This window comes from Tateyamaria sp. LSS28 (assembly GCF_059611725.1).
The window spans coordinates 810,857-825,669 of the sequence record NZ_JCAPFI010000001.1 but is presented as its reverse complement, the minus strand read 5'-3'; the positions used below and the strand labels follow the sequence as shown (position 1 = coordinate 825,669).

The 14,813-nt window shown below is 54.3% G+C and carries 17 protein-coding genes; 9 read left to right on the top strand and 8 right to left on the bottom strand.

What is annotated here, in order from left to right:
• Window positions 1-27: 27 nt before the first annotated feature.
• On the bottom strand, window positions 28-687 hold the full coding sequence (locus AC53L6_RS04140; RefSeq protein WP_299203348.1) for a Tim44/TimA family putative adaptor protein: 660 nt from the start codon (window positions 685-687) through the stop codon (window positions 28-30).
• Between the two features lie 114 nt (window positions 688-801).
• On the opposite strand from AC53L6_RS04140, the gene AC53L6_RS04135 reads away from it, so the two are divergent.
• Together AC53L6_RS04135 and secB are read left to right on the top strand one after the other, a co-directional pair.
• Complete coding sequence (locus tag AC53L6_RS04135; protein ID WP_299203345.1) at window positions 802-1,269, top strand: FxsA family protein; 468 nt, start codon at window positions 802-804, stop codon at window positions 1,267-1,269.
• 61 nt (window positions 1,270-1,330) lie between these two features.
• The gene (gene secB / locus AC53L6_RS04130; RefSeq protein WP_299600789.1) at window positions 1,331-1,819 is read left to right on the top strand and encodes a protein-export chaperone SecB; all 489 of its coding nucleotides are present in this window, start codon (window positions 1,331-1,333) and stop codon (window positions 1,817-1,819) included.
• A 46-nt stretch (window positions 1,820-1,865) separates the two neighbouring features.
• On the opposite strand, the gene dnaQ is transcribed toward secB, so the two are convergent.
• The 4 genes from dnaQ to AC53L6_RS04110 are packed head-to-tail and all read right to left on the bottom strand — an operon-like array spanning window position 1,866 to window position 4,581.
• Window positions 1,866-2,552, bottom strand: coding sequence for a DNA polymerase III subunit epsilon (gene dnaQ / locus AC53L6_RS04125; protein ID WP_299203339.1), 687 nt, complete (start codon window positions 2,550-2,552; stop codon window positions 1,866-1,868).
• Window position 2,553: 1 nt separating this feature from the next.
• The gene (gene coaE, locus AC53L6_RS04120; protein WP_496906891.1) at window positions 2,554-3,138 is read right to left on the bottom strand and encodes a dephospho-CoA kinase; all 585 of its coding nucleotides are present in this window, start codon (window positions 3,136-3,138) and stop codon (window positions 2,554-2,556) included.
• Window positions 3,135-3,965 (bottom strand): shikimate dehydrogenase, encoded by an 831-nt coding sequence (locus tag AC53L6_RS04115; protein ID WP_299746570.1) that lies wholly within the window; start codon window positions 3,963-3,965, stop codon window positions 3,135-3,137. The genes coaE and AC53L6_RS04115 overlap by 4 nt, the downstream gene beginning before the upstream one ends.
• 16 nt (window positions 3,966-3,981) lie before the next feature.
• Window positions 3,982-4,581: a Maf family protein gene (locus tag AC53L6_RS04110; RefSeq protein ID WP_496906890.1), complete on the bottom strand. Its 600-nt coding sequence runs from the start codon at window positions 4,579-4,581 to the stop codon at window positions 3,982-3,984.
• A gap of 409 nt (window positions 4,582-4,990) precedes the next feature.
• Here AC53L6_RS04110 and AC53L6_RS04105 point away from each other — a divergent pair, with 409 nt between their 5' ends.
• From AC53L6_RS04105 to AC53L6_RS04075, 7 genes are all read left to right on the top strand, one after another.
• Window positions 4,991-5,437, top strand: a complete 447-nt coding sequence (locus AC53L6_RS04105; RefSeq protein WP_299700597.1) for a CopD family protein — start codon at window positions 4,991-4,993, stop codon at window positions 5,435-5,437.
• A gap of 123 nt (window positions 5,438-5,560) precedes the next feature.
• Complete coding sequence (gene rho, locus AC53L6_RS04100) at window positions 5,561-6,832, top strand: transcription termination factor Rho (RefSeq protein WP_299203324.1); 1,272 nt, start codon at window positions 5,561-5,563, stop codon at window positions 6,830-6,832.
• Between the two features lie 22 nt (window positions 6,833-6,854).
• On the top strand, window positions 6,855-8,138 hold the full coding sequence (gene mnmE / locus AC53L6_RS04095) for a tRNA uridine-5-carboxymethylaminomethyl(34) synthesis GTPase MnmE (RefSeq protein ID WP_496906889.1): 1,284 nt from the start codon (window positions 6,855-6,857) through the stop codon (window positions 8,136-8,138).
• Window positions 8,139-8,142: 4 nt separating this feature from the next.
• Window positions 8,143-10,011, top strand: a complete 1,869-nt coding sequence (mnmG, locus tag AC53L6_RS04090; RefSeq protein ID WP_496906888.1) for a tRNA uridine-5-carboxymethylaminomethyl(34) synthesis enzyme MnmG — start codon at window positions 8,143-8,145, stop codon at window positions 10,009-10,011.
• Window positions 10,008-10,619, top strand: coding sequence for a 16S rRNA (guanine(527)-N(7))-methyltransferase RsmG (gene rsmG, locus AC53L6_RS04085; RefSeq protein ID WP_496906887.1), 612 nt, complete (start codon window positions 10,008-10,010; stop codon window positions 10,617-10,619). Before mnmG ends, rsmG begins: the two co-directional genes overlap by 4 nt.
• On the top strand, window positions 10,612-11,421 hold the full coding sequence (locus AC53L6_RS04080; protein ID WP_496906886.1) for a ParA family protein: 810 nt from the start codon (window positions 10,612-10,614) through the stop codon (window positions 11,419-11,421). The genes rsmG and AC53L6_RS04080 overlap by 8 nt, the downstream gene beginning before the upstream one ends.
• A 1-nt stretch (window position 11,422) precedes the next feature.
• Window positions 11,423-12,316 (top strand): ParB/RepB/Spo0J family partition protein, encoded by an 894-nt coding sequence (locus tag AC53L6_RS04075; RefSeq protein ID WP_496906885.1) that lies wholly within the window; start codon window positions 11,423-11,425, stop codon window positions 12,314-12,316.
• On the opposite strand, the gene hemW is transcribed toward AC53L6_RS04075, so the two are convergent.
• Genes hemW through rph form a run of 3 tightly spaced genes read right to left on the bottom strand, consistent with a single transcriptional unit; the run spans window position 12,313 to window position 14,772 of the window.
• Window positions 12,313-13,458: a radical SAM family heme chaperone HemW gene (gene hemW / locus AC53L6_RS04070; RefSeq protein ID WP_496906998.1), complete on the bottom strand. Its 1,146-nt coding sequence runs from the start codon at window positions 13,456-13,458 to the stop codon at window positions 12,313-12,315. The genes AC53L6_RS04075 and hemW overlap by 4 nt on opposite strands.
• Window positions 13,451-14,062, bottom strand: a complete 612-nt coding sequence (gene rdgB / locus AC53L6_RS04065) for an RdgB/HAM1 family non-canonical purine NTP pyrophosphatase (protein WP_299700616.1) — start codon at window positions 14,060-14,062, stop codon at window positions 13,451-13,453. Before rdgB ends, hemW begins: the two co-directional genes overlap by 8 nt.
• Window positions 14,059-14,772 (bottom strand): ribonuclease PH, encoded by a 714-nt coding sequence (gene rph / locus AC53L6_RS04060; protein ID WP_299203302.1) that lies wholly within the window; start codon window positions 14,770-14,772, stop codon window positions 14,059-14,061. The genes rdgB and rph overlap by 4 nt, the downstream gene beginning before the upstream one ends.
• Between the last annotated feature and the right edge of the window lie 41 nt (window positions 14,773-14,813).

Genomic DNA, 14,813 nt, shown 5'->3' with positions numbered 1-14,813 from the left:
CGCAGAATGTTAAGGCGCAGGAACGTACTACGCGTCTGTAGACACCAGTAGCCAATTCGGGTCGTTTGCCCCCATGGTTCTGGCGAAGGCCCATGTGTCCTTCTGCCGCTTCACCTCAGTTAGGCTACCTTCTACGATATCTCCGCCCTGATCGCGAACAGCGGATTTCAATTCTGCAACATAACGGATGGTAAGCTCACCTTCGCCCGTTTCAGGATCAAAGGTGGCGTCCATCAGTTTCAGCTCCCGGACGCCGATAAATTCGGCCTCGATGGTCAGACCTTGATCCTCGCGGGCAGCAACACCATCCACGAACGACTCATAAATCTCTTCTGACAGGAAGGGTTGAATATCGGCCAAATCACCCTGTTCATATCCCATTACGATCATCTCATAAGCGCCGCGGGCACCCTGCAAGAAGTCAGACACCTGAAAAGATGGTTCAACCCGTTTCATTTCCGCCAGCGCTTTGGCGGCGTTGCTGTCTTCGTCAACATGGTCGGTGATATCCAGGTCGGGGCCGCCCTCAATCACTTCAAAATCATGTTTGCCAGAACGCTCAGACACCTGTTTCGGAGCGGGGGGCTGTTCGAATCCTTCGCGCGTTCCCAGCACGTTTTTCAAGCGCAGGATCAGGAAAACAGCGATGCCAGCAAGGACCAGCAACTGGATAAGCGGAGAATTCATTAATGCCTCGTCATTCGGGGTCGGGTGGCAACAGCCTCGTCGGACCCTTATGTAGGTGCACGGGAGGCGCAAGTCCACTGTACGGCTCCTTGTGGAAACGAAAGGATAACGCGGATGTGGCTGTTTCTGGCCTTTCTTCTGGTCCCATTGATCGAGATTGCCCTCTTCATACAGGTTGGCGGTGCCATCGGTTTGGGCTGGACCCTTCTGATTGTTGTTATCACGGCTGTTCTGGGCACTATGCTGGTTCGTGCTCAGGGCATGCAGGCGCTGGGGCAGGTAAAATCATCCTTCAGCCAGATGCGCGACCCAAGCGAAGCATTGGCGCACGGGGCCATGATACTGTTTTCCGGTGCCTTGCTGCTGACCCCGGGTTTCTTCACGGATGCGGTCGGATTTGCACTGCTTGTGCCGGGCGTGCGGCTTGCTGTTTTCCGTTGGGCACGCAGCCGCATCAACGTCACCACATTCTCAACTCACGGACAAAGACCGCCGCGGCCAGACATTGTTGAGGGTGAATACACCGAAGTTGATCCCGATCAGCGTGAAGTTCGGGGGCCATCAGGCTGGACCAAGCATTGAGGCCAGGGGCCCAAGCTGATACGAAGCGCGGGATTTATCGTTTCCCTCGGAGAAAGAGCTGATGGCCGAAGAACAAGCCACACCACCCGCAGCGCCGCAGATGCGTGTGCTGGGCCAATATATTCGCGACATGTCATTTGAAAACATCGTGTCGCAAAAGGGCGCAGCGCCAGACGTGCAGCCCGATGTACAGGTGCAAGTCAATCTGGATGCCAAGAAGCGCGGCCAGGAGAACCAGTACGAAAGCGCGATCAAGCTGAACGTGACATCAAAGGCGAAAGAGGGGGACACGGTCCTTTTCGTTCTCGAAGTTGACTATGTTGGCATGTTCCACATCGAAAACGTACCAGAAGACCAGCTTCATCCTTTCCTGCTGATCGAATGCCCTCGCATGATCTTCCCATTCCTGCGCCGTGTGGTCAGCGACATCACGCGCGACGGTGGCTTCCCGCCGCTGAACCTTGAGAATATCGATTTCGTATCTCTGTATCGGAACGAAATCGCGCGCCGTCAGAAAGAGGCAGCGCCGGCCGAACAGCCGATCAACTGATAGATGTGAATATGCAGGAAGGCCCGGTCAACGCACCGGGCCTTTCTTATTTCGGCCAAAGGGCGTCATCGCCCAGTTTGGCGACAAACGCCGCATGGGCCTCACGCTCTTGTCCAGTCACCCGAGATGGCAAAGCACGTGGGCGGGGCGGCGGCGTCCAGCTTTCGACCTCGATCGTATTGGACCCAGACCCGGATGACGTCGACAACCCGAAGTCGGGCTGACGTCCGCCAATCAGTTCCAGATAAACTTCGGCCAGGATTTCACTATCGAGCAAAGCGCCGTGCAGCGTTCGGGCGGAGTTGTCGATTCCAAACCGACGGCACAATGCGTCCAGTGAAGCAGGTGAGCCGGGAAAGCGGCGGCGCGCTATATCGAGCGTATCGATAGCGCGATCAAATGGAAGTTGCGGCAGCCCTATCCATTTCAGTTCGGCATTCAGAAACTTCATATCGAAGGCTGCGTTATGGATCACCAACTTTGCGTCACCCACAAAGTCCAGGAATTTTTGGCCCAGCTCCGCAAACTTTGGCTTACCGCGAAGGAAGTCGTCGCCCAGCCCGTGCACTTCGAACGCTTCCTGCGGCATCGAGCGCTCAGGATCGATGTATTCGTGAAACACGTTATCCGTCGGGACATGGCCGATCAGCTCAATGGCACCGATTTCAACAATCCGGTCGCCGCCTTCGGGGTCAAACCCGGTCGTTTCGGTGTCGAGAACGATTTCACGCATGTCACAACCCGCTTTTTATCTGCTGAACCACAGAATGAACCTGAGCACGGGCATGTTCAACCGTGTCGGTTTCGATCACAAAGTCGGCGCGATCACATTTTTCAGCACTTGGCATCTGTTTTTCCAGGATTGCATAAAACTGGTCTTCGCTCATCGTTCCACGTGCAAGAACACGCGCCTTTTGTACTTCGGCGTCCACGTGAACAACGGCGACAGCATCCATCCCTGCATCGCCACCTGTTTCAAACAGAAGCGGGATGTCAAAGACGACGATTTCGGCGTTTGTTGTAGCAACAAACCGCGCCCGGTCATCGGCAACCAGCGGGTGCACAATTGCTTCAATCCGGGCCAAGGCACTTGCGTCCTGCGAGATGATAGCGCGCAACGCATCGCGAGAGAGGACTCCATCCACGACAGCACCAGGGAATATGTTTCCGATTGGGGCAACCGCTGCGCCGTTTTGCCCATACAGACGATGAACAGCAGCATCGGCATCCCATACCGCACACCCTTCGTCCGTGAACATCTGGGCTGTTGTGGACTTTCCCATCCCAATGGATCCGGTAAGCCCAAGTTTGAATGTCATCTCAAGGCCGCAGCGCGCGCGGCACTGTCCACTGCTGGCCGATGACCAAACCAACGCTCAAAGGCGGGCACTGCCTGATGGAGTAACATACCAAGCCCATCAACAGTCACACAGCCCGCAGCCTCTGCCGCCGCAAGCAAGTCGGTCTTCAGCGGCGTGTAAACAAGATCAGTGACAAGGGTGTCGCGCCGAAGACCATCCAAGGGGATGCGCATTGCAGGTTTGCCGATCATTCCGAGTGACGTTGTGTTCGCCACAAGTGCCGAGTCCTCAAGAATGTTCCCTGCCTGAACCCAATCTACGACCGACACCTTCTTTCCAAAGTCGTCAGCCAGCTTTTCTGCGCGAACCCGGGTGCGGTTCGTCAAAAGAATTTCCGGAGCCCCAGCATCCAGAAGAGATGCGATAACAGCACGCGCTGCACCACCTGCACCCAATACAGTTGCGGGACCGGCATTTGGTTGCCAGTTAGGCGCGCCGGCTTTCAGGTTTTCAATGAAACCATACCCATCCGTGTTGTCAGCATGGATTTGACCGTCCTTACGAAAAATCAGGGTGTTCGCCGCACCGATCAGCGTCGCACGATCTGTGACAAGATCGGCAATCTCCAACGCCGCCTCTTTATGGGGAATGGTGATGTTCACCCCGACAAAACCGGCTTTGGGCAAGGTCCGCAGGACGGTTTCCAAATCCTGCGCGGAAACGTCCATGGGGATATAGTCACCCCGCAACCCAAGTGTCTTGAGCCAGTGGCGATGCAATTGTGGTGATTTTGAATGTGAAATGGGGGATCCGATGACGCCCGCCAAAGGAATTTTATCGCTCATCCTTGCATGCCTTTGATTATCCGTCGATCACACCGCGCAGCGTCAGGAACGCCAGAAGCTCCAACAATGGCATCCCAAGGACGTTGAAATAGTCCCCTTCGATGCTGTGGAACAGGCGCACCCCCTCGGCCTCTAGCTGATATGCGCCAACTGAGTGGCGAATGTCATCCCAATTCCGTTCGATGTATCCATCAAGATACGCATCGGACACATTTCGCATGCGCAAACGGACCTGTCCAACATGGCGCCAGATAGGGCTACCTTCATGATAGATGACGGCTGCCGACAACAGCATGTGGCGCTGTCCCCGCATGGCACGCAGTTGCGCGGCGGCATCCATCCGGTCAATCGGCTTCGATAGAAGCCCACTGTCGAAAGAAAGAACCTGATCGCATCCGATAACCATGGCGTCCGGCCGTTTGTCAGCCACCTTGCGCGCCTTCATTTCGGCCAACGCATCGGCGATGTCGCGCGGTGACGCATCATCCGCGATCAAGGCAGCTTTAATCGCTTCTTCATCTATTCGAGGCACCGTGACCTCGAATTCAATCCCTGCGTTTTGCAGCAATTGGGCCCGAATGGAGGAGCCCGAAGCAAGAACGATGGGGGTGATCATGTGGATATCCTTGTGTGTCACACCTTGTGAACTGCGGGATCAAACATGTGAAAGCAAGCCGGATGTCGGGATCACATGAGGTACCTGACGCTTGAGCCAGATTCACCACGAGCCTTCCCAAGTGCGAAAGAACAAATGACATGTTGAGGGCAACAGGTGTTGTCTGGTGTTACCCACAGGTTTTTCCATCCCTTTGATTTGCATATTTGTAGCTTAAGCTGTTGTTTTAATTTTATTTTCTGAGATGTTCAATCCTTGTGCATCTTTGAGGACAAACATATCAAGTTGTGCACAAACCTTTGGGAAAAATAGTAATCCACAGAAATCCTGCACCCTACAAAATCATCATCCTTTTTCTTTCTTTTATTTATTAATAAGGGTGGGTCGGAATAGAGAGGGCCGAACCATCATGGATTTTCTGATAACTTTTTATCCATGGATCAAAGCGTTCCATATCATGTCGGTTATCGCGTGGATGGCGGCACTGTTCTACTTACCCCGACTCTATGTCTACCACTCTGAAAGTGTCGGGTTGGAGGGTGAGACGCACGCGTTGTTCCAAACTATGGAATACAAGCTGCTCAAGGTGATCATGAACCCGGCCATGATCGCAACATGGGTGTTTGGTCTTCTTCTCGCTTTGATCCCCGGTGTGATCGATTGGGGTGCGGTGTGGCCTTGGACCAAGCTGTTTGGCATTCTCGCCATGTCTGGCTTCCATGGTTGGTTGTCCGCGCAACGCAAGGTGTTCGCAGCAGGTGGACCAATTAAGACGGGGCGGCAGTATCGAATGATGAACGAGGTGCCCACACTTCTCATGGTGCTGATTGTTCTGTCCGTGGTCGTGAAATTCTGAAACCGTTGACTTAAGACGCGACAGCCCCTATCTGCGGTATCGCACCCCGTCCGGGGACCGCACACAGCTTTTACAATTGACTGGACGCGCACCGCTTGAACCAAGCGGGCCAAGAGTATTCCCATGACCGCAGAACGCCTCGCCCTTGCTGAACTCAAGGCGCAAAGCCCTAAAGACCTCCTTGCCACGGCAGAGGAGCTGGAAATCGAAAACGCCTCGACCATGCGGAAGGGCGAGATGATGTTCCAAATCCTGCGCGAACGCGCGGACGAGGGATGGGAGATTTCCGGCGACGGTGTGCTGGAAGTTCTGCAAGACGGCTTTGGCTTTCTGCGCTCGCCCGAAGCAAACTATCTTCCAGGTCCTGATGACATTTATGTCTCGCCCGATATGATCCGCCAGTACTCGCTGCGGACTGGCGACACGATCGAAGGGGTGATCAAGGCCCCTGACGACAATGAACGCTATTTTGCCCTAACCAATGCGACGAAGATCAATTTCGAAGAGCCGGAAAAGGCCAGGCACAAGATCGCGTTTGACAATCTGACGCCGCTATATCCGGATGAGCGTTTGACGATGGAAACAGACGATCCTGCGACCAAAGATCGGTCGGCGCGGATTATCGACCTGGTTTCACCTATCGGGAAAGGGCAGCGTTCCTTGATCGTGGCACCACCACGGACGGGTAAGACGGTTTTGCTTCAGAACATCGCGTCAAGCATCGAAAAGAACCACCCGGAATGCTACCTGATCGTTTTGCTGATCGATGAACGGCCTGAAGAGGTCACGGACATGCAGCGTTCGGTCAAGGGCGAAGTCGTCAGCTCGACCTTTGATGAACCTGCTACGCGCCACGTCGCTGTGTCTGAGATGGTTATCGAAAAAGCTAAGCGGTTGGTTGAACACAAACGAGATGTTGTGATCTTGCTGGATTCGATAACAAGACTTGGTAGGGCTTTCAACACTGTGGTGCCGTCGTCTGGTAAGGTTCTGACCGGTGGTGTGGATGCAAATGCCCTGCAACGCCCCAAGCGGTTCTTCGGCGCGGCGCGGAATATCGAGGAAGGTGGATCGCTGACCATTGTCGCGACGGCTCTGATCGATACGGGTAGCCGGATGGACGAAGTGATCTTTGAAGAATTCAAAGGCACGGGTAACTCGGAAATCGTTCTGGATCGCAAGATCGCAGACAAGCGCGTGTTCCCAGCCATCGACATCCTCAAGTCTGGCACACGGAAAGAGGATTTGTTGGTCGACAAGAACGACCTGACAAAAACCTTTGTTTTGCGTCGTATCCTAAACCCGATGGGGACAACGGATGCGATCGAGTTCCTGATCTCGAAACTCAAGCAGACTAAGACAAACAGTGAATTCTTCGATTCCATGAACACCTAATCTGTCGGCCGGAGGTAGGGGGATGGATACAATCTTTGCCCTTGCCACGGCGCAGGGTCGTGCAGGTGTTGCGGTCATTCGTATCTCGGGACCGGAAGCCAAGTCTTGTGCTGAGCAGCTGTGCGGGTCGCTGCCCGGGGCCCGGCAAGCTGTGGTGCGTATCCTACGCGATGACGTTGGTGAAACGCTTGATCAAGCACTGATCCTTGTTTTCGATACGCCGGCCAGTTTTACAGGCGAGGATGTGGTTGAGTTTCATTTGCATGGAAGCATCGCCGTTATCTCTGCCGTGGTTCGTGAACTTGGGAAGTGCAATGCGCGGATGGCAGAGCCGGGTGAATTCACGCGTCGTGCGCTTGAAAACAATAAGATGGACCTTGCGCAGGTTGAGGGTCTTGGCGATCTGATTGAAGCTGAAACCGAGGCACAAAGGCAGCAAGCGCTACGCACAGTGTCAGGTGAGCTGGGGCAGCGGATTGAAGTATGGCGCAGCCAGTTGATCCGAGCTGCAGCGCTAATCGAAGTAACAATTGACTTCGCTGACGAGGAGGTGCCGGTTGACGTTACGCCCGAGGTTCAAAGCCTTTTGTCGGCTGTTGAAAAAGACATCTCCAATCAACTGAATGGCTTTGGTGCTGCAGAACGAATTCGAACAGGCTTTGAAGTGGCTATTGTTGGCGCGCCGAATGCTGGAAAGTCTACTTTGTTGAATGCGTTGGCGCGTCGCGATGCTGCAATAACGTCTGAGGTCGCTGGCACAACACGAGATATAATCGAGGTCCGTATGGACCTTGGCGGACTGCCGGTGACCTTGCTTGACACAGCCGGATTACGGGATTCTGGCGATGAGATTGAGGCGGAGGGAATAGCAAGGGCAATTTCGCGTGCCAGTGCCGCGCAGTTGCGGATCTTCCTTGCTGAGCCAGGGGAGCATCTGAGTGTTCCTGTTTCAAAAGGGGATATTGTACTGGCTCCAAAGGCGGATCAAAGAAACGACGATGTGCCAGCGATCTCTGGACTCACTGGGCATGGTGTGGATGAGCTTGTATCAAGTGTCACTGCCACGCTATCCGAACGAGCGCAGAATGCTGGACTGCTCACTCATGAACGGCACCGCGCTGCGATGACAAAAGCCTTGTCGACGCTGTCTTCTGCATCAGCGTTGGTTGGTGTCGGGCCAGAACACTATGATATTGCGGCAGAGGAAATGCGGGTTGCGATTCGGTCCTTGGAAGCTGTGGTTGGTCGGGTTGATGTTGAGAATCTGCTGGACGAGATATTCTCGAGCTTTTGCTTAGGTAAATGATGGAGTGTTTCACGTGAAACATTTTGATGTGGTTGTCATTGGCGGTGGGCATGCGGGAACGGAAGCCGCCCATGTTTCGGCACGACTCGGCGCCTCGACTGCCTTGGTCACCATGAAAGTATCGGGAATCGGCGTGATGTCTTGTAATCCAGCCATTGGTGGGCTGGGGAAGGGGCACCTTGTTCGTGAAATCGATGCAATGGATGGGATCATGGGCCGTGTTGCTGATGTTTCCGGAATTCAGTTTCGTCTTTTGAATAGGCGCAAAGGGCCTGCAGTTCAGGGCCCTCGCACACAGTCGGATCGCGCTGTGTATCAGGAAACCATGCTTAAGATGATGCAAACCACACAAAACCTCACAATTGTTGAGGGCGAAGTGGTTGATTTGTTCATGAAAGGCGACGTTGTTTCAGGTGTATGTCTAGCAGATGGGTCAGAGATTTCAGCTGAAGCTGTTATTCTGACCACGGGTACATTCTTACGTGGCACGATTCATATTGGTGATAAGTCGTACTCCGGTGGGCGTATGGGGGATGATGCCTCAGTCCCCCTTGCTGATCGAATTGACGGGTTTGGACTTCCCACGGGGCGGCTGAAAACGGGCACGCCACCAAGGCTGGATTCACGCACGATCAATTGGGATGGGTTGGATCGGCAAGAGGCCGATGATGATCCATCGCTCTTTTCCTTTTTGTCCTCAACCGCGCCCCTCCGGCAAATCTCCTGCGGGATAACGCATACAAACAGCAGAACACACGACATCATCCGGGAGAATCTTGATCGATCTGCCATGTATGGCGGTCATATCGAGGGGGTTGGACCAAGATACTGTCCGTCTATCGAAGACAAGATTGTGCGGTTTGCGGATAAAGAGTCACATCAAGTGTTCTTGGAGCCCGAAGGGCTGAATGATCACACAATCTACCCCAATGGAATTTCAACATCTCTCCCGGCTGAGATACAGGTCGACTACGTACAATCCATGACTGGCTTGGAGCAGGCAAAGATTTTGCAGCCGGGCTATGCGATTGAATATGACTATGTGGATCCTAGAGCGCTGAACGCTGACCTTTCTGTCCGAGATGTGCCTGGCTTGTTCTTGGCAGGGCAAATCAATGGTACGACAGGTTATGAAGAGGCAGCAGCACAAGGTCTTGTGGCTGGTCTAAACGCTGTGCGTCGCGTCAAGGGTGTCGAGCCAGTGCACTTCCGCCGCGATCAAAGCTATATCGGTGTGATGATCGACGATCTCACCACGCGCGGTGTTGCTGAGCCGTATCGCATGTTTACATCCCGTGCCGAGTTTCGGCTTTCACTGCGCGCTGACAATGCCGATCAGCGACTGACTGAATTTGGCCGCGATTTGGGATGTGTGTCGGATAGGCGCATGTCATCTTATGCGCGCAAGAACGAACAGCTTACGTCGATGAGGGACCTCCTCAGCGAAACTGAGTTCACACCGAAACAAATTGCGGCTCAGGGTATTCGGATCAATCAGGACGGAACCAAAAGAACGCCATTTCAGGTGTTGGCCTTTCCAGACGTGACTTTTGAGCAATTGGCAGGGCTTGTACCCGACATCTTGGAGTTTCCACAGCCCATTCAAGAGCAGGTTGCGCGCGACGCGCTTTACGCAAACTATATTGCGCGCCAGCAGAAGGATGTTGAAAGGCTGAGGAAAGATGAACTTCTGAAAATCCCGGTTGGCTTTGATTACACGGCTATCTCTGGCCTGTCGGCAGAACTCCAAAGTAAGCTCGAGCGCGTTCAACCGGCTGATTTGGCCCAAGCAACGCGCATTGATGGCATGACACCCGCAGCGCTTGCACTTGTTCTTGGGCGGATCAGGTTTCTGGAAAAGATGTCAGCATGATGCAGACGCCGGATTGGTGGGGTGAGAGTGTTTCACGTGAAACACTCGATAAACTTCAGGCATATGCAGATCTGATCCGCAAATGGACCCCGAGGATCAACCTCGTTTCGAAATCGACGGTTTCTGATATTGAAGCACGACATATTTGGGATGGCGCACAAGTTTTCACGCCACGGTCTGGAGTTTGGGTTGACTTGGGAAGTGGTGGCGGTCTGCCGGGCGTAATTATTGCAATTCTTGCGCAATCGAATGGGCTGGATACTTCGGTCTTGTTGGTTGAAAGCGATCAGCGCAAGGCCACATTCTTGCGGACATGCGCGCGCGAGTTGGATCTGCCCATGAAAATCGTGGCACGCCGCATCGAAGAGGTTGAAGGCTTGCAGGCACCGACCATTTCGGCGCGCGCGTTGGCGCCCCTGGACACGCTGCTTTCTCTTGCATCACCACACTTAGCAGTTGGAGGACTATGCCTTTTTCAGAAGGGCGCTCAGTGGAAGGAAGAAGTCGAAGCCACAAAGCAAAACTGGCGGTTTTCATACGAAGCGATGCCAAGTAAAACAAACGCAGAAGCAGTCGTCCTCAAAATCAAGGATATTACGCGTGTCTGACCCGACGCGCCCACCCGGGCCCAAGATTATCTCTGTTGCAAATCAAAAAGGAGGCGTGGGCAAGACAACCACGACCATCAATTTGGCAGCGGCACTTGTGGAGATTGGCAATCGTGTGCTGGTTGTTGATCTGGATCCACAAGGCAACGCGTCCACCGGTCTCGGGATTGAGATGGAGGACCGTGAGCATACAACATATGATCTGCTGTTGGATGACATCCCACTGAAGGACGTCATTCTCGCCACAGACATCGACGATCTTGCCATTGTGCCAGCAACGGTCGATCTGAGCTCTGCGGATATTGAGCTGATTTCGAATGAAAAGCGCAGCTTTCTTTTGCATGATGCGCTTCGGCAAACGGATATGGATGCTTACGGGTTTGACTTCATCCTGATTGACTGTCCTCCATCTCTGAACCTTTTGACTGTGAACGCGATGATTGCGTCGAACTCTGTTCTTGTTCCGCTCCAGAGCGAGTTTTTTGCGTTGGAGGGGCTGTCGCAACTGATGCTGACGGTTCGAGAGGTACGACAAACGGGCAATCCCAATCTGCGGATTGAAGGTGTGGTGCTGACGATGCACGATGCGAGGAACAACCTGTCGCAGCAGGTGGAACAGGATGCACGGGACAATTTGGGCGATATCGTTTTCAAGACGCGTATTCCCCGAAATGTACGTGTGAGTGAGGCGCCGTCCTTTGCGATGCCGGTATTGTCTTACGACAGTACTTCGAAAGGCGCGGTCGCCTACCGTGACCTGGCCAAAGAGCTGGTCGCCAATAACGCAGCAGTAGGAGCCTGACATGGCAAGCAACGACAAGAAACGTGGTTTGGGGCGCGGGCTTTCTGCATTGATGGCAGATGTTGCGGAACCAGTTTTGACAGATACCACATCCGGTGGCTCGGGCGAGCAACGCATCCCGATCGAAAAGATCAAGCCCAACCCAAACCAGCCACGGCGTCAGTTCGATGCTGGCCTGCTGGAGGATTTGGTCGCATCCATTAAAGAAAAGGGTGTCTTGCAGCCCTTGATCGTTCGGCCTGCCGGAGATGAGTACGAGATTGTTGCCGGCGAGCGCCGCTGGCGCGCTGCGCAACAAGCACAGCTTCACGACCTTCCGGTTCTGGTGCGCGATTTCTCGGACACCGAAGTCCTGGAAGTGGCGATCATCGAAAACATCCAGCGGGCTGACCTGAACCCCATCGAAGAAGCTGCTGGCTATAAGCAGCTGATGGACCGTTTCGGTCATACGCAAGAGAAGATGGCCGAGGCACTGGGCAAATCGCGCAGCCATATTGCAAACCTGTTACGGCTGCTGCAGCTTCCAAATGACATTCAAGCCTTTGTCGTTGATGGTTCCCTGAGTGCTGGACACGCCCGGGCGTTGATTACTGCGGATGATCCCAGCGCGCTTGCGAGGAAGGTGATTGCTGGGGGGCTATCGGTTCGCGCAACTGAAGCACTTGTTAAGAAAGCATCGGAAGATGTCAGCGACAATATCTTCAAGGGATCATCCAAGCCCAAAGCATCTAATAAAGACGCTGATACGCGCGCTCTTGAAGATGATCTGTCGGCGGCAACGGGGGTAAAGGTGTCTTTGACGCACAAGCCGGACGGCGAATCTGGCACTCTGACACTGCAATACGAGAGTTTGGACCAGCTTGATGACCTGTGCCGGCGTTTGAGTTCTACCTAGTCATTCAAAAGGGCGCGCAATACGCCGTTCAACAGGCTAAACCCCTGATTTGTAACGGATAATCTACGATCTCTTTGGGTGACAAGGCCCATATCGGCAAGCTCACTTATCCGGGTGCTGTCCAATGGTTGATTGGCCAGTTGAGTATACCGATCCAAATCAACGCCTTCCGCCAATCGAAGGCCCATCATCAGGAATTCAACAGCCTGATCCACGCCTGACAAGACTTCTTCGTGTGTTCTGTTGTCGTCACGTAGCCAAGCTGCAGGCATTCGCGGTTGCTCAGTTGCTCGTCGTTGCCCTTGCAACGTCAGCCGACCATGTGCGCCGGGTCCGATGCCCGCGTAGTCACCGTATCGCCAATAGATCAGATTGTGACGAGATTCCGCACCATCCCTCGCATGGTTCGACACTTCGTATCGCGGCATTCCAAACTCTGAACACACATCCTGCGTCAGGCTGTACATGTCTGCCGACAAATCATCATTCGGGAGGCCACTCAGCTTTCCGCGTTTGTACCGGTCACCAAATGCCGTACCTGGTTCAATGGTAAGTTGGTACAGTGACACATGATCCAACCCAAGGACCAAGGCCTTTCTCAACTCTGCTTCCCATTGGGTGAGAGACTGGTTTTGGCGACCGTACATTAGATCAAAGCTAACTCGGTCAAAGGTGGAGCGCGCGATATCAAACGCAGCCAAACCTTCGGCAGCTGTGTGCAAACGCCCAAGCGCACGCAGATCCGGATCGTTCAACGCCTGTATGCCCATGGATACCCGATTCACACCGGCAGAACGAAAGGCGGCGAACTTGTCTGCCTCAACAGATGTGGGGTTGGCCTCAAGTGTGACCTCGACATCATTGGCGAGCGGCCATGTCTTTGCGACGGTATCAAGTATGGCTTCGGCCGTTTTCGGGGCCATCAAGCTTGGTGTGCCGCCGCCGAAAAAGACGGACCGCAAAACGCGGGTCTTAGTCCGAACGCCGACGCGTTCAACCTCTGACACGAGGGCATCACGCCAAGCATCGTGATCCACTGATTGAGTGACGTGGCTGTTGAAATCGCAATATGGGCATTTGGCTGCGCAAAACGGCCAGTGGATGTAAAGGCCAAAGCCACCCGCTTCCCAATCCTCAGCCAAAGCAGCCTGCAATCAGTTTCTTGAAGCTGTCCGCGCGGTGGCTGATCGCATTTTTTTCATCCGAAGGCATCTCGGCAAAAGTGCGATCATAGCCGATCGGCTGGAACATTGGGTCGTACCCATGGCCAAGCTGACCACGCACCGGCCAAACCAACGTCCCTTCAGCCGTCCCGGCGAAGACCTCCTCGTGCCCATCCGGCCAAGCCAGAACAAGGGTGGAGCAGAACCGCGCTGTCCAAGGCTGCCCGGCCCCAAGTTCCAACAATTCGGAGTGGGTACGTGTCATGGCCATCATGAAATCACGGCCGTTTGGCGTTTCTGCCCAATCCGCAGTGTATACGCCTGGCGCGCCGCCAAGGCCGTCAACCTCGATGCCGGAATCGTCGGCAAGCGCTGGCAAACCTGTCGCCTTAACGGCAGCAACCGCCTTGATCCGGGCATTGCCAACAAATGTGGTTTCCGTTTCTTCGGGCTCCAGTAACTTCATTTCTGCCGCGCCAACGACCTGCACTCCGAAAGGCTGGAACAATTGCTCCATCTCTTCCAGCTTTCCGGCGTTGTGAGTGGCGACTAGAATTCGGTCTCCTTCGAACCGTCGGGTCATGTGGTTGCGCTTTGTTGCATGGCCACCAACTCGCTGACTCCCTTATCGGCAAGGTCCATCAGCGCATTCATCTGATCGCGGCTAAAGGTGGCTCCCTCGGCACTCATTTGGACTTCGATCAGTTGTTTGTCACCGGTCATGATAAAGTTGCCGTCGACGCCTGCTTCGCTGTCTTCGGGATAATCGAGATCAAGCACAGGTTGACCGGCATAGATACCACAGCTGACAGCCGCGACCGGCGATACCAGCGGATCGGTCACAACATCTCCGGCTTTCATCAACTTGTTCACCGCCAGCTTAAGTGCCACCCAGCCACCTGTAATGGATGCACAACGTGTACCGCCATCAGCTTGCAGCACGTCGCAATCGACAGTGATCTGGCGTTCACCCAGGGCGACGCGATCAACCCCAGCCCGGAGAGATCTGCCGATAAGCCTTTGTATTTCAACGGTTCGACCGCCCTGCTTGCCCGAGGCCGCCTCCCGGCGCATCCGTGTGTTGGTTGCGCGCGGCAGCATTCCGTACTCTGCTGTCACCCAGCCAAGTCCGGATCCCTTGATGAACGGAGGCACGCGATCCTCGATCGTTGCAGTACACAGTACATGCGTGTCGCCCACTTTGATCAGGGCCGACCCTTCGGCGTGTTTTGTAAAGCCTGTTTCGATGGAAACGGACCGCATTTCGCTCAGTTCTCGACCGGAGGGGCGCATGTGATTTCCTTATTTCATGTATGAAACGGGGATAGCCTTGG